Genomic DNA, 18,817 nt, shown 5'->3' with positions numbered 1-18,817 from the left:
GTTCGGTGATCGGAAAACTCCAGCCATCGCTTAATGCCAGGCGGTTACCAGAGTATATTTAAGGAGGAGACAAAGCATGATCGCAAAAGACAAGAAACAGGCAATCATCAAAGAGTATGGAAGAAGCGAGGGTGACACAGGTTCACCGGAGGTACAGGTAGCGATCCTGACAGCAAGGATCAACGAGCTCACAGAACACTTCAAGGCTAATCCGAAGGATCACCACTCAAGAAGAGGACTTCTTAAGATGGTAGGTCAGAGAAGAGGACTTCTTGCATACCTTAAGAAAGTAGATATCGAGAGATATCGTTCACTGATCGAGAGACTCGGACTTAGAAAATAATCCGGGATCTGGTAAGAAACCGAATGAAAAAAGCGCTGGCTGCAGATGGATTTTTCCATGCAGCCGGCGCTTTTTTTGGCGTTTTTTTGATCTATGGCCTGTCGCGGAACACCGCCTCACGGTCTGTCCAGATACCGGTTCTTATATTCCGTGGCAGTCATTTGATAATACTTTTTGAACGCTGCGTGAAAATGGTTCGGGCAGGAGTACCCCAGCCTGGATGCGATCTCAGAGACGGAGAGACTGCCCTCCTTTAAAAAGGTCGCAGCAGCCGCCATCCTCGCCTCGGTCCGTTTCTGAGTGAAATTCTGCCCGTAACGGTCGAATAAGATCCTGCTTGTCTGGCGGGTGCTTAAACCCAGTCTCCGGGACAGTTCTTCGAGCGTGATCGTATCGTACTCCAGAAGGAAACTGTCCTCGATCAGGATATAGGCTTTGATCAGCGGGATCGGGATCGAGGTGATCGCGGCTTTGGATGCAGGCTTATAGTTGCGCAGCACCTTGACCATGAACTGGATAAACAGCGCTTCCAGCATCAGGGCTCCGCCCGGTTTCGGGTCAAAGATCTCCCGGCGGATCTGTTCCAGAGTGACCGGGAGATCCGCATGGTCAGTCCCGTACCAGAAAGGGTAATTTAAAAACAGATCCATGATATTTTCCTGGTCCGTATTTTTTCTGCGCTGCCTGGTGTGTGTTTCTTCGATCCTCAGATAAATGCAGTATTCATAAGTGGGATCGGAAGGGTCGGGATACTGCTGATGTTCGATATGGGGTCCGGTCGTATACAGGACATTGGGATACAGTGCATAAGACTTCTGGCTGCTGATCAGCGTCCCCTTTCCCTGGGGGATATAGTGGAGCTCATAGCTGTTGGAGCTGTGGGAATGGGACGGGGTGTTCCAGGTCTGGCATTCATAAGTAAACTTCAGGATCGTGATCATGTATTTCCCAATCGAGAAGGTAATGTTCAGGTTGTCATTTTTCATGGGAGATGCTCCTCTCAAAGTACGCTTATCGGACACGGATATGCCATAATTGTCTGATTTTGATGTGTCTTCATCGTACCACAGGCGATATAATGAAAGCAAGATTGAGAGAAAAATATGGTCAGAAGGAGGAGTTATATGATCATTGATGCACATGCACATTTATGGAACACTCAGGCAGGCCGTGTGAACGGAAAACCGGTGATCCCGCTTACCGGCGGGAAGAGCGATTTCGGCGGCGAGCTGAGACAGATGATGCCGCCGTATATGCTTGACGGCCGCAATACCGTGGAAATGCTGATGGCAAATATGGATTACGCCCGGGTCAGCGGCTGTGTGATCACACAGGAATATATAGACGGCAGTCAGGACAGCTATCTCCTGGAGTGTAAGGAGAAATACCCGGACCGGATGAGGATCACCTGCCTGTACGAGGAGAAACCGATCGCGGACGAGTGGATGTCCCGGTTTGACGGTGTAAAGATCTGCGGGGGCAGGCTGGAAAATCAAGGCCTTCTTGCCCATGAGGAAGTCTTCGCACAGGCGGAGCGTCTGGGAAAATTCATCGCCATTGACATGGCAGACGGGGACGCCCAGACAGACGCCATGGAGGAGCTGATCGTAAGACACCCGGATCTGCGCATCGCGGTGGGACATTTCGGAATGGTCACAGTGGACGGCTGGGAAAAGCAGATCGCCCTTGCAAAGCATAAAAATGTCTATATCGAGAGCGGCGGCATCACATGGCTCTTCCACAGTGAGTTCTATCCGTACCCGTCGGCAGTAAAGGCGATCCGCACTGCCATCGATATCTGCGGCATAGACAAACTGATGTGGGGCAGCGACTACCCGAGGACAATGACAGCGATCACTTATGACATGAGCAAGGATTTCGTGGAGAAGACAACAGAGCTGTCAGAAGAGGAAAAGAGAAAATTCCTGGGTGAAAACGCAGAGAAGTTTTACGGATTCCCGGAACTGGCAGTCTCGGATAAGATAATCAACATGGTGGAATGACCCGGAACTATAGATTAGGAGGATTTAACATGATCGTAAAAGGTACATATTTTCAGAACAGTGAAGACAGGCCTCTTGTATACGGGGATGTGGAGATCCACAATATCCCGAGGAGAAGGCTCAGAGGAGAGGAAGAGAAGGAAGGGATCCTGGCGGAAAGCGTGCTGGTCGGCTTCTGCGGGACAGACCATACGCTGATGGAGATGGGACGCAGAGGTGAGTTGGATGCCAAATTCCCGCCGGGATGTGACCGCCTGATCAACGGACACGAAGGCGTGGTGTGGGTGCCGTCGGAGAACCGCTTTGCCATTGTCCTGATCCGCGGGGGAAACAGCTATGACCCCACCAGGTATACAGAGGAAGAGGATTATTTTGAGTACGGATGCGACCAGGCGGACGGCCTGTTCTCAGATATGGATTATTACAATCCAGACATGCTCCTGAAGATCCCGGATGGATATGTAAAGGACGGTAAGATCGCCCTTTCCCTGGCAAAAAAACTGGTATTCAGCGATCCCTATGCCTGCATGATCTTCCAGAGAGAGCGCATGGAAGATCTTGGCGAGGCGCACAACTTCCGGGTAAAGATGGCGCAGTACAAATGCTCGGAGACAGAGGCGCGTGAGATCGCGAGAAAAGAGACATTCCAGAGGGTATGCGTCTTCGGCCTTGGCACCACGGGGATGTTCATCGGAGACCTGATCCGACAGAAATATCCGGAGGCAAAGATCGTCTTTGTTGCGAGGAGCGATGAGGACAGCCCGAAGGTTTCTTTTGCCCTGAAGCAGGCAAAGGCAGATTATGTGAAGAGCAATTTTGACACAAAAGAAGAACTGGCGAAAGCGATCATGGATAAGCTGGGCGGCACGGCTACCGTGTTCATCGGATCCAGCGGCGCGGGGATTGAGCAGGAGATCGCGTTTCAGTACGGCGTGCTGGGATGCAATGGGATCTATAATTCCTTCTCCTTAGGCCCGGTGGTCTCCTTTGACACCATGCCCTTCGGCTTTAAGAACCAGGTGATCTTCGGCTCCATCAACTTCCGCCAGGACCATATGGAGGAGGCAATCCGTATCCTTGAGAAGAGCTGCTATGACGAGATCGTGGAACTCATCGATAAAGGCGAGTTTACCGAAGATCCCATCGGAGCTTATGAAAATAAGATCTATTCCAAGAGCGCGCCCATGAAGACCGCGGTCATCTGGAACGAAAAATATATCGACGCAGACCGCTGAGCGGAGAGCCCAGGCGGCTGAAAAAGAAAACGGATCATGGAAAACAGATCATAAAAAACAGGAGGAAGTACCGTGAAAGCAATCTATATCACAGAACCCGGACATGTGGAGATCCGGGAGATCGAAAAACCGGTAAGGAAACCGGGGGAAGCTCTTTTAAAGATCCTCTACGGGGGGATCTGCGGGAGCGACCTGGGATCATACAGGGGGACATTCGCATATTTTGATTATCCCCGCATCCCGGGACATGAGTTCAGCGCAGAGATCGTGGAAGTCGATGAGAATGAGTACGGGCTGAAAAAAGGAATGATCGTTACATGCAACCCCTACTTTAACTGCGGCAGCTGCTACAGCTGCGGGAGAGGGATCGTCAATGCGTGCATGGACAATCAGACTATGGGATGCCAGAGGGACGGCGCCTTCTGCGAATACATCACGATGCCGCTGGAGAGGATCTATGACGGCAAAGGACTGGATCCGAAACTGCTGGCAGCCATAGAGCCGTTCTGCATCAGCTATCACGGCGTGCAGAGAGCCGGGATCAAAAAAGGCGACAAAGTCCTTGTCGTCGGAGCGGGCACCATCGGCGTGCTGGCGGGCTGTGCTGCAAAGGCACTGGGCGGAGAAGTCTATATGTGCGATGTGGCGGAGAAGAAACTGCGCTATGCCATGGACAATTTCGGATTTGACGGCATGATCCTGAATGAGTCCCCTGAGGCGCTGGAAAAAGCGGTGGCAGACATCACCGGACAGATCGATATCCGCGGCAATGTAAATGCCTACGGTTTTGACGTGTGCATCGAGGCGGTCGGCCTGCCGTCCACATTCCAGAACTGCATCGACGCCGCAGCATTCGGTGGCAAAGTCGTGCTGATCGGCGTGGGCAAGAAGAATCTGGACTTTAACTTTACGCTGATCCAGAAGAAAGAACTGAATGTATTCGGGAGCCGCAATGCCTTAAAGAAGGATTTCGTCGAGCTGATCGATCTGGTAAATGAGGGCCGGGCGGACCTGGGCAGGGTGATCACAAACATGTATCCTGCGGACAAGGCTGCCGAGGCGTTTGCCGAGTTTGATAAAAACGGGGCGGAAATGCTGAAAGTCGTTCTTGATTTTACCGGCTTTTGACCAGAGCAGATTTTGATATGAGGATTTGACAGAAGAAAGGTGAAAAGAACAATGGAGCTTTTAAATTATGAGGTGCTTAAGAAACCCGGTTACGAGGGATATATTTTAGAGTCAGCGCCGGAGAAGGTGATGCAGTTCGGCGAAGGGAATTTCCTGCGCGCGTTTGTTGACTACTGGTTTGACATGGCCAACGAAAAGGCGGGATGGAACGGAAAGTGCGTGCTCGTACAGCCCATCCCCCAGGGACTGACCGATATGATCAACGCTCAGGAAGGGCTCTACACCCTCTATCTGCGCGGCAGGGAAAACGGGGAAAAAGTGGACAGAAAGCGCGTGATCTCTTCTGTTTCCCGCTGTGTCAATCCGTATGAAAAAGAAGGATTCGACGCGATGATGGAGCTGGCAGTGTCCGACGATCTGGAGTACATTGTTTCCAACACAACAGAGGCAGGGATCGTCTATGACCCGGAGTGCCGAATGGAAGATCAGCCGTGCAGCTCATTCCCGGGGAAACTGACACAGGTGCTGTACGCAAGGTATAAAGCGGAAAAGAGCGGGCTTGTGATCCTTTCCTGCGAGCTCATCGACAACAACGGAAAAGAACTGTTAAAATGCGTGGAGCAGTACATCAGCCAGTGGGGACTGGAAGAGGGCTTCCGGAAATATGTCTCCGAAGACTGTACATTCTGCTCGACACTGGTGGACCGCATCGTTCCCGGCCGGATCAAGGACGCTGAGGAGGCGGAGAAGCTGGAAAAGGAGAATGGATACAGGGATCAGCTTCTCGACGTGGGCGAAGTGTTCGGTGTGTGGAATATCGAAGGCCCGCAGTGGCTGGAGGAAAAGCTTCCCTTTAAAAAAGCAGGGGTAAACTGCATCGTCGTGCCGGATGTGACCCCTTACAAGAAGAGAAAGGTAAGGATCTTAAACGGCGCCCACACGGGATTTGTCCTGGGAGCTTACCTGGGCGGGTTTGACATTGTACGAGACTGCATGGCGGATGACACAGTCCGCGGGTTCATGAACCATATGCTCTACGAGGAGATCATCCCAACCCTGCCGCTGGACAGGAAGGACCTGATGGAATTTGCCGGCGCGGTGCAGGACCGCTTCAACAATCCGTTCGTGGATCACGAGCTGATGAGCATCTCCCTGAACTCGACTTCCAAGTGGCGGGCAAGGAATCTGCCCAGCCTGCTGGACTACATCGATCTGGAAGGGAAGATCCCGACCTGCCTGGCCATGAGCTTTGCGGCGTATATCGCATTTTATACAAATGACATCCAGGAGTTAAACGACAAAGGCCTGGTCTGCCGCCGGGCGAAAGGAAACACCTATGTGTGCTCGGATGACCGCTGGGTTCTGGAGTTTTACTGGGATCACAGAAATGACTCTGCAGAAGATCTGGTCCATGCGGTGATGACAGATGAGCAGATGTGGGGTCAGGATCTGACACAGATCGTCGGGTTTGAAAAACTTACAGCCGATAATCTGAAGCTGATCCGGGAGAAAGGCGCGCTGGCTGCCTTTGCATCCTGCCTGTAACAGCGTGTCTGTCGAAAGGACGGCACAGTAAATTCCCGAGGAAATACCAGACCGGATATCGGATAAAAAATATGGAACTGCCGTTAAAACCGTGGATGGCGCCGGGCTGCCGGGGAAATGCACCGGGCCCGCCCGCGCCATTCGAAAAATTTTAACGGCAGTTCTTTTTTATTGCCTAACAAAAAGGCATATGCTATAATATATAAGATTGCGGACGGCTTAAGAGTACCCGAGACCACTGAAAAGCATATCAGCATCCGGGCTGATGTTTTTTTCAGTAGTTTCGGTGACATCTGTCCGCGAAAGAAAACGAGTAAATAAAGGAGAACAACATGTACAAAAAGTATGAAATGGAACTCGCCGGCAGGACGCTGCGCGTCGATGTTGGCAGAGTGGCAAAGCAGGCGAACGGCGCTGTGCTCATGCACTATGGCGATACGACAGTGCTCTGTACTGCGACGGCATCAGAGAAACCAAGAGACGGGATCGATTTCTTCCCGTTAAGCGTTGAGTACAATGAGAGACTCTACGCGGTAGGAAAGATCCCGGGCGGCTTCAATAAAAGAGAGGGGAAGGCTTCTGAGAACGCGATCCTGACGGACCGTGTCATCGACCGCCCGATGCGCCCTCTTTTCCCGAAAGATTACAGAAACGACGTGACTCTGGAAAACCTGGTCATGTCCGTGGAGCAGGACTGCAGCCCCGAGCTGACAGCGATGCTTGGCGCTTCCATCGCCACAAGTATTTCCGACATCCCGTTTGACGGACCGATCTCCACGACTCAGGTAGGCCTGGTGGACGGAGAGTTCGTCTTCAATCCGACAGCGGCTCAGAGAGAGGCGTCTGACCTGGCGCTGACCGTGGCTTCCACAAAGGAGAAGGTCATCATGATCGAGGCGGGTGCAAATGAGGTACCTGAGGACAAGATGATCGAGGCGATCTTTGCGGCTCATGAACTGAACCAGAAAGTGATCGCATTCTTTGACACCATCGTCGCGGAATGCGGAAAGCCGAAACACAGCTACGAGAGCTGCGCGGTACCGCAGGAGCTGTTCGACGCCATCAAAGAGATCGTCCCGCCGTCAGCAATGGAGGAAGCGGTCTTCACGGATGACAAGCAGACAAGGGAAGAGAATATCCGCCAGATCACGGAAAAACTGGAAGAGGCATTCGCAGACAAAGAAGAGTGGCTGGAAGTTCTGGGCGAGGCTGTTTACCAGTATCAGAAAAAGACTGTAAGAAAGATGATCTTAAAAGACCACAAGCGTCCGGACGGACGTGCCATCGATGAGATCCGTCCGCTTGCCGCAGAGGTGGACCTGATCCCGAGAGTACACGGATCCGCTATGTTTACGAGAGGGCAGACACAGATCTGTACTGTGACCACACTGGCACCTCTGTCCGAGGCGCAGAGACTGGACGGGCTGGATGAGTCTGAGACATCGAAGAGATATATGCACCACTATAATTTCCCGTCCTACTCCGTAGGTGAGACAAAGCCGTCGAGAGGACCGGGACGCCGTGAGATCGGACACGGGGCGCTTGCTGAGAGAGCACTCCTTCCGGTACTTCCGAGCGAGTCAGAGTTCCCGTATGCGATCCGTACTGTATCTGAGACATTTGAGTCCAACGGATCCACTTCACAGGCAAGTGTGTGCGCGTCCAGTATGTCCCTTATGACAGCAGGCGTGCCGATCAGATCCGCAGTGGCCGGTATCTCCGCAGGTCTGGTGACAGGGGATACAGATGATGATTACCTGGTACTCACAGATATCCAGGGACTGGAAGATTTCTTCGGAGATATGGACTTCAAGGTCGCAGGTACACATAAAGGGATCACAGCAATTCAGATGGATATCAAGATCCACGGACTGACAAGACCGATCATCGAAGAAGCGATCGCTGCGACGAAGAAGGCAAGGACTTATATTATCGACGAGGTCATGAACAAGGCGATCGCAGAGCCGAGGCCGGAAGTCGGACCGTACGCGCCGAAGATCATCCAGATGCAGATCGATCCGCAGAAGATCGGCGATGTAGTCGGACAGAGAGGAAAGACGATCAACGCGATCATCGATATGACCGGCGTGAAGATCGACATCGAGGATGACGGTTCCGTATCCATCTGCGGCACAGAGAAAGAAGGCATGGATAAGGCTGCCAGGCTGATCCATACGATCGTCACAGATTTTGAGGCGGGACAGGTATTCGAAGGAAAGGTCGTAAGCATCAAAGATTTCGGCGCATTCCTCGAGTTCGCTCCGGGCAAGGAAGGTCTGGTACACATCTCCAAGATCGCGAAGAAGAGAGTGGACAAGGTCGAGGATGTGCTCAAACTGGGCGATGTAGTGAAGGCTGTATGCCTGGGCAAGGATAAGATGGGTCGGTTCAGCTTCAGCATCCGCGATGTGGCTGAGTAAAATAACAAAAGAAAACAAGATAGCGTTTTTGCGTGAAATATTTTTTAGCTTGTCTTGGTCACTTTAATAATAAGGAAAGCCTACTTCCGATATAGTTTGGAAATTAGGCTTTCTTTTTATTGAACCAATACAGCAAGGAAACAGGCCGGGACATAAAGATTACCGCCTACTATGACGGCATGGAACTGATCGAGAAATATGACACGACCGTTGACCTGATTTTCCTTGATATTCGCATGAAGTTGGTAAATGGGCTTCATGCTGCCGAACGCATCCGGCAGATGGATGAACGTGTGGGAATTATTTTCCTGACCACACTCACGCAGTACGGGCTTGAAGGGTATAAGTATCAGGCGACCAACTATATCATCAAGCCCTTAAAGTATGCCCGGCTGAAATCGGAACTGAATAAATTCGTGGAGCGCAGTCAGAAAGAAGAAAATCCTTTTCTGGTAATTGCCAACGATACGGGAAAATACAAGGCCCCTTTGAAATCCATCCGTTACATTGAAACCTACAACCGCATTCTGATGTTCCACACCGAACAGGAAAATATCGTCTGCTACAAGAGCATGAAAGAAATGGAACAGGAGCTTTGCGACAAAAACTTTGCGCGCTGTCATACCAGCTATATAGTCAATCTGTTTTATGTGAAAGGCATTAAAAAGCTGGACATTGAGTTGATTTCAGGCGAGATTATTCCCATCAGCCAACCTAAGCGTAAAGAGTTTATGGAGCGTTTGGCCGACTATTGGGGGGATATGCTATGATTTTTTTCTTTGATATGCTCACATTTATTTTTTCGTGGGCTTACAGAGCTGTATTTTTCTGGTCCTTGCATACCTTTATTCCTCTAAGAAGGGGACTGCCATTCAGGATACTGGCATTTTGGCATCATCTATGTTTACAGGCGTTGTTGTGTATCTAAATTATTTACCCAATATTTTATTGCCGTTGTGTGAATTTTCCCTATATATGATAATCTTCCATCAAGGAAAGCTTGCAGAAAAGATTATGGCTGTCTTGATTTTTTATCCCGTTATGATTTCTGTAAATTTTCTGATGCAAAATATTTTTAGTCAGATATTTTTTCATGTAACTGGTGCGCCAGGCGATTTTGGATATGGGTGGACAGAAACAGAATGGATGTTTAGTTCAATTTTGTATGCACTTTCACGTATGATACGACTTCTAGTGTGGATTGGCGTCAGTCTACTTTTAAAGACTTCGCTGCGGCAGATGCGAATTAGTTTGCCAATGAAGCTGCAGTTGATTGTTGTTTTGATCATAGCAGTTCCTACAGTGGCCTGTTTTACAACGATTTATTTTATAACGGATCAGCCCGCCATTGTATATCCACTGTGCGTAGTAGTAATGTTTTCAAACCTAAGCTGTATTTTGCTTGTGGAGTATCTGCATAAAAGTACGCAGGAGATGTATCATGCACAGAAGTTAAAAATGCAACAGAACTACTATGAAGCAAAATTAAAAAATGAAGAACGTATACGTTCCATTTACCATGATATGAAAAACCACCTGCTTGTAATGGAAAGCAGGCAAAACACAGAAGAAACACGCCAGATGGCGGAAACGCTGCGCTCTCAAATTGCAGACTATGAGGATTATGTGCATACGGGAAATGAATTTCTGGACATCATTCTGAAAGATAAGGCGGTAAAGGCCCGCGAAAAACAGATTGATTTTTCCGCTATGGCTGACTTTCACGGGATCGACTTCATGGAGCCGCTGGACATCAGCACCATTTTCGGCAATGCTATTGACAACGCAATAGAGGCCAGCGAAAATCTGCCGGAGTACAAGCGCCTGATTACTGTCAAGGCCGAGCGTGTTCGAAATATGCTGCTTATCACCATAGAAAACAATACGTCGCCGAGGAACCCTCTCACCGAGGGAACCACAAAGAAAGACCGCTTTGTGCATGGCTTTGGTATTCCTAACATTAAAAAAGCCGTAGAAAAATACAGCGGCCAGTGCAACTTCCAACAGAAAGAAAGAGTTTACCGGCTGAAAATCCTGATCCCATGCCCCTAATTGAATAATAAATTGAACGACGCCGTTTCTTCGTGAAGCGGCGTTATTTTCTTCCACTTTTTTCGGATGGGCTTTAGTTTTTTCATCGTCAATATTAGATTACGCATTTTCCATTGTGCATTTCTTTTGCCCGGATATAATGAAAGCAAATCCAGGAAATAAGGAGGAAATTTATGATAAATAATACCGTTTTGCAAGCTCGTGGCTTAAAAAAATATTATGGTAAAGGTGAAACACAAGTGCGTGCTTTGGATGGAGTAGATTTGGATATTGAGCGGGGCAAGTTTACTGCCATTATCGGCACTTCTGGCTCTGGAAAGTCTACCCTATTGAATATGTTGAGCGGTTTGGATACCCCAACGGAAGGAAGCATCAGAGTGGGCGAAACTGAACTTGCCACGCTAAACAGCGAACAGGCCACTATCTTTCGCCGCAGACAGATTGGCTTCATCTTCCAAAATTATAATCTGGTGCCTGTACTTAGCGTGTGGGAGAATATCATTTTACCTATTTCACTGGATGGACAAAAGCCGGACAAGAAATTTATTATGGAGATCATTAATCTGCTAGGGTTAGAAAAGAAGCTGGACAGCCTGCCTAACACCCTTTCCGGTGGGCAACAGCAACGGGTTGCCATCGCGCGAGCATTGGCCAGCAAGCCTTCCATCATCTTGGCTGACGAACCCACTGGTAACTTGGACAGCAAGACCAGTGATGATGTGATCGGTTTATTGAAAATGACCAGCCGGGAATTTAACCAGACTATCATGATGATCACCCACAATCCAGAGATTGCTGCACTGGCGGACTGTGTAATTCATATTGAGGATGGCAGGATTGTTGAGTAAGGCAGTGAAATATGGAAATTGATTACCATTTTAGTGAGTTTATCATGTGTCCAGTATAATAACCTTTACTGATCGCTTGATGACAGATGGAGTAAAAATGAATGAATATAGGCTGAAAATCAGGGGAGAAATAGATTTTATTATTATATCTCCGAAGGCGCTTTCTTCCCTGATCTTTCAAATCCAAAACAGTCCGGAACGTGAAGTTGCGATAAACATCGAGGATATCATACCGCCGGGATTTACTGAATATCTATTGCGGGTTATCAATACCAATCGCTTCACCAATGAACGGTTCCGCTATCATTACATTTTAGAAAATCCTGTCACAAAAAAAGGACTATATGAAATTTTGCGGCAGCAACTTTCCAACGCAGACATAGAGAAGTCCCCCTGCTTTCAGACCATACGCCTGACTGATACTTTCCGAGGCGATGTGGAATTGGATATGGAGTGCAACGAACCATTTTTCTGGGCCTGCAAAGATACAACAGCAAAGTTTGTTTACACGTTCCCGGATGGACGAGAGGAAACACTGGTGATTGAATATTGAATATCTTCCATCTGCCGGACAACGAAAAAGAAAAGCCGTCTGCCTTGTGCGGATCGGCCTTTTCTGCACTTTACGGGGAAAATCAAAAGAAAGACGCTTATATCAATTCTCTGGTGATGTATAACGAAGTTGGCCCGGACAGCCAGATACATTCCTACACCGACGCGGATATGAAGATACAAGTGCAGATGAAGATTGTGGACGTATTACAGAACAAATGGAGAAAGCTGATATGATATCCACAAGGTTATTTATTTTTCTACATCTGTCGAAGGGAATCTGTTATAATGAATCTGTAAAAACATCATTACAAAAAATTGTTTTAAAGAACATGTAAATAATATGAACAGGGATTATAAGAAAGAACGTGGGAGGATACTGAGATGAAAAGAAAGATCAGACCGGCGGAGGAAGAGATCAGCGGAGTGATACCTATATTTGTATTTGCGGCCGTGTGGTACTCGGTCCTGATCCGAAGTATCGCAGCGGCAGGTTTTGATCCGTTTCTGCTGGTCTTTCTTGCGGCGGGTCTGCTCATGCCGTACACTGCGGTCAATAATGTGCGAAGAGCGCTGTTTTACCGGCGCCAGAGAGCGGAAGCAGTGGCGCTGGGCGATGTATCCCAGGGGCGGATCACAGGTATCGCAAGGCAGGATGTGCCATATACGACAGGAGAGCACAATAGGCTCAGGTACCGCAGATATTATTTCCTTCAGGTGGAAATGTATGACCCTGCGACCGGAGCAGCAAGTACGATCCAAAGCCAGGGATACCGGATACCTGTCCACCGGTATCTTGCCTCTGACCGGGTCAGCGTCTATACGGACAGGAGCGGATGGAAACACTACATAGAGGACTTTCAGCTGAAAGAGCACAGAAGAGATCCGGATATCTTCAACATGCCCAGGGAATTTGAGGAATTTCACATGGGCGGAGAGCTGTTTGGAAAAATAATCTTTCTATTCGCTGCCATTCTGATACTGATCAAGCTGCTGATGAGATAGGAGATAAGATATGGAGCAGATGACATTATTTGGGAACAACAGGGCGATGACGCCTCTGGCGAGCAGGCTGCGCCCGGACACACTGGAAGGATTTGTGGGGCAGGAGCACCTGCTGGGCCCGGGGAAAATGTTGAGGCAGCTCATCGAGCGTGACCAGATCTCGTCTATGATCTTCTGGGGACCGCCCGGCGTGGGAAAGACCACCCTTGCCAGCATCATTGCGGGGAGGACGAAGTCAGAGTTCATCAACTTCAGTGCTGTGACCAGCGGCATTAAAGAGATCCGTGCGGTCATGGACCGGGCGGAGCAGAGCCGGAGAGTGGGCCTGCGCACCGTACTCTTTGTGGATGAGATCCACCGGTTCAATAAGGCACAGCAGGATGCCTTCCTTCCGTATGTGGAGAAAGGAAGTATTATCCTGATCGGGGCGACCACAGAGAACCCGTCTTTTGAGATCAATGCAGCGCTCTTATCCCGCTGCCGGGTGTTTGTGCTGAAGGCACTGGAGGAAAAGGACCTGGTCCGCCTGCTTGAAAATGCGCTGAAAGATCCAAAAGGATTCGGAAATCAAGATGTAACGATATCCGGGGAACATATAAAAGCAATCGCCGCATTCGCCAACGGAGACGCCAGGACCGCACTGAATACACTGGAAATGGCAGTGTTAAACGGCGAGATCGGCGCGGAAGGGATCACGGTGACAACGGAAGTGCTGTCCCAGTGTATCAGCAGGAAATCTCTTTTATATGATAAGTCCGGAGAGGAACACTATAATCTGATCTCCGCTCTTCACAAATCCATGAGGAACAGTGACCCTGACGCGGCAGTCTACTGGATGATGCGTATGCTGGAAGGCGGTGAAAACCCACTGTATATCGCGCGCAGGCTGATCCGGTTCGCCAGCGAGGATGTGGGCATGGCGGACAGCCGGGCTCTGCAGGTTGCCGTGGCAGCTTATCAGGCGTGCCATTTCCTGGGGATGCCTGAATGCGATGTCCATCTGACCCACGCGGTCGTGTATCTGTCTATGGCGCCCAAATCGAACGCCCTTTACAGAGCGTGCGAGGAATGTAAGCGGGACGTCAGGGATCGGAACGCAGAGCCAGTGCCCATGCAGATCAGGAACGCGCCGACAGGGCTGATGAAAGAGCTGGGATATGGGAAAGGCTATGAATATGCACATGACACAGAGGAAAAGCTGACCCACATGCAGTGTATGCCGGATGGGTTAAAAGACAGGACCTACTATCATCCGACTATGGAAGGGGAGGAAAAGAAAACAGCGGAAAGACTTGCTGAGATCAGACGTTTTCGAGAAGAAACGTAAGAGATTTCCACTTATAAAATAATGCCGGGATGTCCAGACTATGTATGAAACCATTTTCCACTCATGGGAAGGATGGGATTACAGAAAAATGAAAAAGAGGATACTTACTGTGAAACGACTGAGTGAATACTTATTTCTGGGAACTCTCGGCGGGATCCTGTATTATACATTTGAAGTGATATTCCGGGGATTTTCCCACTGGTCCATGTTCCTGCTCGGCGGATTCTGCCTTGTGTTTTTCGCCCAGCAGGGGATGTGGACCGGGTGGGACGCGCCTCTCTGGAAACAGGTTGGCTGGTGCGTGATCTTTGTCACGGCGTGCGAGTTTATCACCGGGATCATCGTAAATAAAATAATGGGCTGGGCAGTGTGGGATTACACGGACCAGCCCTTTCAGCTGATGGGGCAGATCTGCCTGCCCTTTGCCGTTATCTTTTCCGGTCTTTGCGTGCTTGGCATCTTTCTCAGCAGTTATCTCCTGCATTTTCTGTACGGGGAGAAACTGCCGCATTTCCACGTGCTGTAAAAAGCATGACCAGGATCGCGATGGTCAGCACGATGGTCACGGACAGTCCGCCTTCGGCTCCGAAAGAACCTCCGTTCCAGAGTGAACGGGACGGATCAGAAGTGGAGGAGAAAAGAGAGCAGGACATCTCAAGGCCGCTCACCTCCATGCCGAATACATTTCCCTGGACAAAATTCCATACCGTATGCATGGCGCCCGCTCCCCAGATATTGCCTGTCCTCAGGAAATACAGCGAGAATACCACACCCGCCAGCAGAAGGTTGATGATCGCCAGCAGGGAGATCCCGGGGTTAAAAATATGGAGCAGTGAGAACACGGCGGAATTCAGGAAAACTGCCGCGGCTGCCCGGTATCTCCGCCCCAGGGACACCATAAAATATCCCCGGCAGAGCACTTCTTCCCCCATCCCCTGGACGCCGAATCCGAGCAGGAACAGCAGGAAGAGGACCGGCGAAAATCCGGAAGAAATCCCGTCGATGGTCATGGATCCTGTCAGGACGTTGATGAGGACAGCTCCGCAGAAGAGCAGAAGCCCGGTCCCTGCGCCTGCAAGATACTGGGTGAATGCCTTTTTGCGCACAAATCCCATGGATGCGGCGGTCCGCTTCTGGAGAAAAATACAGAAAAGCACCGTGATAAGGATCATAGCTGCATTGGCGAACAGCGTAACGATCATAATAGGATCTGAATCCAGGAGTGAGTCCATCAGTGCTTCTGCCTGCCGCAGATCTCCGCTGGCAAACTGTTTCAGGATAGTGCTGTCAGCCAGGACCGCAGCCACGCCTCCTATGATCACGATAATGCTTGCCGCCATGGATGAGATCATGTAAACGAGAAAAAATATCAGAAGTTCGATAAACCAGTTCTGTCCCTTCTGCCTGTCTGCCGCCTGCTTTATGTGAGGCGGGAATGTCGGAAATTGAATCATTATAATGTCCTCCTGTTTATGTGATATCACCAATGTAACACGGATCCTCTGAAAATTCTATGTATATTTTATTGAGATTTATTTAATATGGTCCGCCATACTTTGCTCCCTTTCCTTTCCGTCCTTTTCGGTTGAACAGATTTCTCAAAAATGCTATAATACATCCGCAGAAATTTTTACCTGCGCACATGTATGCCAAGACTGGATAAGAATGTGCGCACATACAGCAAAGGAGTACAAACGTGGCAGAATTAACACCAATGATGAAGCAGTACATGGAGACGAAAGCCCAGTACCAGGACTGCATCCTCTTTTATAGATTAGGAGATTTTTACGAGATGTTCTTTGACGATGCGCTGACTGCATCAAGAGAACTGGAGATCACGCTGACCGGAAAAAACTGCGGGCAGGAAGAGAGGGCACCCATGTGCGGTGTCCCTTATCATGCTGTGGAAAGCTATCTGAATAAACTGGTGTCAAAAGGATATAAAGTAGCGATCTGCGAACAGGTGGAAGACCCGAAGACGGCAAAAGGGATCGTAAAGCGTGATGTGGTGCGCATTGTCACGCCGGGAACGAATCTGGATACCCAGGCGCTTGATGAGACGAGAAACAATTATATAATGTGCATCGTTTATATTGCAGACCGCTATGGGGTGTCTGTATCTGATATCACGACAGGAGATTATTTCGTGACAGAGATCCCGGACAGCGCGAAGCTCATGGATGAGATCTACCGTTTCTCCCCGTCGGAGATCATATGCAATGAAGCCTTTTATATGAGCGGCATGGACCTGGATGGGATGAAGGACAGGCTGGGGATCACGATCTATTCTCTGGATTCCTGGTACTTTGACGACGATGTGTGCCGCCAGAAACTTCTGGAGCACTTTCAGGTAACATCCTTTGCAGGGCTGGGGCTGGCAGACTATGACTGCGGGATCATCAGCGCGGGCGCGCTCCTGCAGTATCTTCTGGAGACGCAGAAAAACTCTCTGTCCAACCTGACACACATCACCCCTTACGCCGCGGGAAAATACATGATGCTGGACAGCTCTACAAGACGGAACCTGGAGCTGTGCGAGACGCTGCGCGAGAAGCAGAAGAGAGGTTCCCTTCTCTGGGTGCTGGATAAGACGAAGACCGCCATGGGGGCAAGGACGCTGCGAAAATATGTGGAGCAGCCTCTGATCGATAAAAATGAGATCGAGAAACGGCTGGATGCTGTGGCAGAGCTGAAGGACAGCGCCATCTCCAGGGAGGAGATCCGCGAGTACCTCTCCCCGGTCTATGACCTGGAGAGGCTGATCACAAGGATCGCATACGGGACCGCAAATCCGAGAGACCTGACCGCGTTCCGCAGTTCTCTCGAAATGCTCCCGCATATCCGCTATATCCTGGAAGAAATGCAGTCAGAGCTTCTGAAAAATATCCATGATGATATGGATCCGCTGGAAGATCTCTGCACACTGGTAAAAGACGCGATCCGCGAGGAACCGCCCATAGCCATGAAAGAGGGCAATATCATCCGGGACGGCTACAATGAAGAAGTAGACAAGCTCCGCCGGGCGAAGTCAGACGGCAAGGAATGGCTGGCGAAGCTGGAAAACGACGAGAAGGAAAAGACGGGGATCAAAAATCTCCGCATCAAATATAATAAAGTGTTCGGGTATTATCTGGAAGTCACCAATTCCTATAAGGACATGGTGCCGGACTACTATACGCGCAAGCAGACACTGGCCAACGCCGAGCGTTACATTACCCCGGAATTAAAAGAGCTGGAGGATATGATCCTGGGCGCGGAGGATAAGCTCTATGCGCTGGAATATGAGATCTACAGCCAGGTCAGGGACACCATCGCCGGGGAGATCGAGCGGATCCAGAAGACCGCGAAGGCAGTGGCAGCCCTGGACGCGTTTGCTTCCCTTGCCGTTGTGGCAGAGCGGAATAATTATACCCGTCCGAAGATCAATGAGAAAGGGATCATAGATATTAAAGACGGGCGCCATCCGGTGGTGGAGCGGATGATCCCCAATGATATGTTTATCGCAAATGATACGTATCTGGACGATAAAAAACACCGGATCTCTATCATCACCGGGCCAAACATGGCCGGGAAATCCACGTACATGCGGCAGACCGCGCTGATCGCTTTGATGGCACAGATCGGTTCCTTCGTTCCGGCGAAAAGCGCGAACATCGGCCTGTCTGACAGGATCTTCACGAGGGTAGGCGCGTCAGACGACCTGGCATCCGGCCAGAGTACCTTTATGGTAGAGATGACGGAAGTGGCGAACATCTTAAGGAACGCGACCTCGAAGAGCCTTCTGATCCTGGATGAGATCGGAAGGGGGACGAGCACGTTCGACGGACTTTCCATCGCGTGGGCTGTGGTGGAGTATATCAGCGACAGCCGTCTGCTTGGAGCGAAGACCCTTTTTGCGACCCATTACCATGAGTTGACCGAACTGGAGGGCAAGATCAGCAATGTCAACAATTACTGCATCGCAGTCAAGGAAAAGGGCGATGACATCGTATTCCTGCGCAAGATCGTAAAAGGCGGCGCGGACAAAAGCTACGGCATCCAGGTGGCAAAGCTGGCAGGAGTGCCGGACCTGGTGATCGAGCGCGCGAAAGAGATCGTTGAGGAATTAAGTGATGAGGATGTGACCGCAAAGGTCAGCGAGATCGCGGTCAGGGAGCGCAGTGAAAAGAAGCGGCCAAAAGTGAAGAAATATGATGAAGTGGACATTGCGCAGATGTCGCTGTTTGATACAGTGAAAGACGACGATGTCCTCGAGGAGCTGAAAAACCTTGACGTAGGGAATATGACGCCGATCGACGCGCTGAATACGATATACAGACTTCAGAATAAGCTGAAGAACAGATGGTAAAAGAGAGGAGA

The 18,817-nt window shown here is 49.9% G+C and carries 16 protein-coding genes; 14 read left to right on the top strand and 2 right to left on the bottom strand.

What is annotated here, in order from left to right:
• The first annotated feature begins 76 nt into the window (after positions 1-76).
• Entirely contained in the window at positions 77-343 is a 267-nt protein-coding gene (rpsO, locus tag B5G27_RS01345) for a 30S ribosomal protein S15 (protein WP_087177183.1), read from the top strand.
• A gap of 116 nt (positions 344-459) precedes the next feature.
• On the opposite strand, the gene B5G27_RS01340 is transcribed toward rpsO, so the two are convergent.
• Entirely contained in the window at positions 460-1,329 is an 870-nt protein-coding gene (locus tag B5G27_RS01340; RefSeq protein ID WP_087177182.1) for an AraC family transcriptional regulator, read from the bottom strand.
• 138 nt (positions 1,330-1,467) lie between these two features.
• Here B5G27_RS01340 and B5G27_RS01335 point away from each other — a divergent pair, with 138 nt between their 5' ends.
• The 12 genes from B5G27_RS01335 to B5G27_RS01275 all read left to right on the top strand — a co-directional run bounded on the left by B5G27_RS01335 (position 1,468) and on the right by B5G27_RS01275 (position 14,984).
• On the top strand, positions 1,468-2,346 hold the full coding sequence (locus tag B5G27_RS01335; protein WP_087177181.1) for an amidohydrolase family protein: 879 nt from the start codon (positions 1,468-1,470) through the stop codon (positions 2,344-2,346).
• A 29-nt stretch (positions 2,347-2,375) separates the two neighbouring features.
• Complete coding sequence (locus tag B5G27_RS01330; RefSeq protein ID WP_087177180.1) at positions 2,376-3,581, top strand: hypothetical protein; 1,206 nt, start codon at positions 2,376-2,378, stop codon at positions 3,579-3,581.
• Positions 3,582-3,653: 72 nt separating this feature from the next.
• Positions 3,654-4,709 (top strand): zinc-binding alcohol dehydrogenase family protein, encoded by a 1,056-nt coding sequence (locus B5G27_RS01325; RefSeq protein ID WP_087177179.1) that lies wholly within the window; start codon positions 3,654-3,656, stop codon positions 4,707-4,709.
• Between the two features lie 51 nt (positions 4,710-4,760).
• On the top strand, positions 4,761-6,254 hold the full coding sequence (locus B5G27_RS01320) for a tagaturonate reductase (protein ID WP_087177178.1): 1,494 nt from the start codon (positions 4,761-4,763) through the stop codon (positions 6,252-6,254).
• A gap of 332 nt (positions 6,255-6,586) precedes the next feature.
• Positions 6,587-8,674, top strand: coding sequence for a polyribonucleotide nucleotidyltransferase (locus tag B5G27_RS01315; RefSeq protein ID WP_087177177.1), 2,088 nt, complete (start codon positions 6,587-6,589; stop codon positions 8,672-8,674).
• Positions 8,675-8,793: 119 nt separating this feature from the next.
• Positions 8,794-9,444 carry a LytR/AlgR family response regulator transcription factor gene (locus B5G27_RS01310; RefSeq protein ID WP_087177176.1) on the top strand — a complete coding sequence of 217 codons (651 nt, stop codon included), beginning with the start codon at positions 8,794-8,796 and terminating at the stop codon, positions 9,442-9,444.
• A 118-nt stretch (positions 9,445-9,562) separates the two neighbouring features.
• A complete protein-coding gene (locus B5G27_RS01305) occupies positions 9,563-10,726 on the top strand; it encodes a sensor histidine kinase (protein WP_242958195.1) in 1,164 nt (387 codons plus the stop codon).
• Positions 10,727-10,899: 173 nt separating this feature from the next.
• Positions 10,900-11,574: an ABC transporter ATP-binding protein gene (locus tag B5G27_RS01300; RefSeq protein ID WP_087177174.1), complete on the top strand. Its 675-nt coding sequence runs from the start codon at positions 10,900-10,902 to the stop codon at positions 11,572-11,574.
• A 97-nt stretch (positions 11,575-11,671) separates the two neighbouring features.
• Positions 11,672-12,127 carry a hypothetical protein gene (locus tag B5G27_RS01295; protein ID WP_087177173.1) on the top strand — a complete coding sequence of 152 codons (456 nt, stop codon included), beginning with the start codon at positions 11,672-11,674 and terminating at the stop codon, positions 12,125-12,127.
• 383 nt (positions 12,128-12,510) lie between these two features.
• Complete coding sequence (locus B5G27_RS01285; RefSeq protein ID WP_087177171.1) at positions 12,511-13,131, top strand: hypothetical protein; 621 nt, start codon at positions 12,511-12,513, stop codon at positions 13,129-13,131.
• 10 nt (positions 13,132-13,141) lie between these two features.
• Positions 13,142-14,458: a replication-associated recombination protein A gene (locus B5G27_RS01280; protein WP_087177170.1), complete on the top strand. Its 1,317-nt coding sequence runs from the start codon at positions 13,142-13,144 to the stop codon at positions 14,456-14,458.
• Positions 14,459-14,567: 109 nt separating this feature from the next.
• Positions 14,568-14,984 (top strand): putative ABC transporter permease, encoded by a 417-nt coding sequence (locus B5G27_RS01275; RefSeq protein WP_442911424.1) that lies wholly within the window; start codon positions 14,568-14,570, stop codon positions 14,982-14,984.
• On the opposite strand, the gene B5G27_RS01270 is transcribed toward B5G27_RS01275, so the two are convergent.
• A complete protein-coding gene (locus tag B5G27_RS01270) occupies positions 14,923-15,912 on the bottom strand; it encodes a CPBP family intramembrane glutamic endopeptidase (protein WP_087177169.1) in 990 nt (329 codons plus the stop codon). The genes B5G27_RS01275 and B5G27_RS01270 overlap by 62 nt on opposite strands.
• A 242-nt stretch (positions 15,913-16,154) precedes the next feature.
• Between B5G27_RS01270 and mutS the strand changes: the two genes are divergently transcribed.
• Positions 16,155-18,806: a DNA mismatch repair protein MutS gene (gene mutS / locus B5G27_RS01265; protein WP_330398936.1), complete on the top strand. Its 2,652-nt coding sequence runs from the start codon at positions 16,155-16,157 to the stop codon at positions 18,804-18,806.
• Positions 18,807-18,817: the final 11 nt, after the last annotated feature.

It is taken from the genome of Lachnoclostridium sp. An76, assembly GCF_002161355.1.
Lineage (GTDB): Bacteria > Bacillota > Clostridia > Lachnospirales > Lachnospiraceae > Mediterraneibacter > Mediterraneibacter caccavium.
Note: the sequence above shows the minus strand (reverse complement) of the source record. Positions and strands in the feature narration are given on the sequence as shown.

Coding starts and splice junctions, on each gene's coding strand:
- rpsO (WP_087177183.1), top strand. CDS start 77: ATGATCGCAAAAGACAAGAAACAGGCAATCATCAAAGAGTATGGAAGA.
- B5G27_RS01340 (WP_087177182.1), bottom strand. CDS start 1,329: ATGAAAAATGACAACCTGAACATTACCTTCTCGATTGGGAAATACATG.
- B5G27_RS01335 (WP_087177181.1), top strand. CDS start 1,468: ATGATCATTGATGCACATGCACATTTATGGAACACTCAGGCAGGCCGT.
- B5G27_RS01330 (WP_087177180.1), top strand. CDS start 2,376: ATGATCGTAAAAGGTACATATTTTCAGAACAGTGAAGACAGGCCTCTT.
- B5G27_RS01320 (WP_087177178.1), top strand. CDS start 4,761: ATGGAGCTTTTAAATTATGAGGTGCTTAAGAAACCCGGTTACGAGGGA.
- B5G27_RS01315 (WP_087177177.1), top strand. CDS start 6,587: ATGTACAAAAAGTATGAAATGGAACTCGCCGGCAGGACGCTGCGCGTC.
- B5G27_RS01300 (WP_087177174.1), top strand. CDS start 10,900: ATGATAAATAATACCGTTTTGCAAGCTCGTGGCTTAAAAAAATATTAT.
- B5G27_RS01295 (WP_087177173.1), top strand. CDS start 11,672: ATGAATGAATATAGGCTGAAAATCAGGGGAGAAATAGATTTTATTATT.
- B5G27_RS01285 (WP_087177171.1), top strand. CDS start 12,511: ATGAAAAGAAAGATCAGACCGGCGGAGGAAGAGATCAGCGGAGTGATA.
- B5G27_RS01280 (WP_087177170.1), top strand. CDS start 13,142: ATGGAGCAGATGACATTATTTGGGAACAACAGGGCGATGACGCCTCTG.
- B5G27_RS01270 (WP_087177169.1), bottom strand. CDS start 15,912: ATGATTCAATTTCCGACATTCCCGCCTCACATAAAGCAGGCGGCAGAC.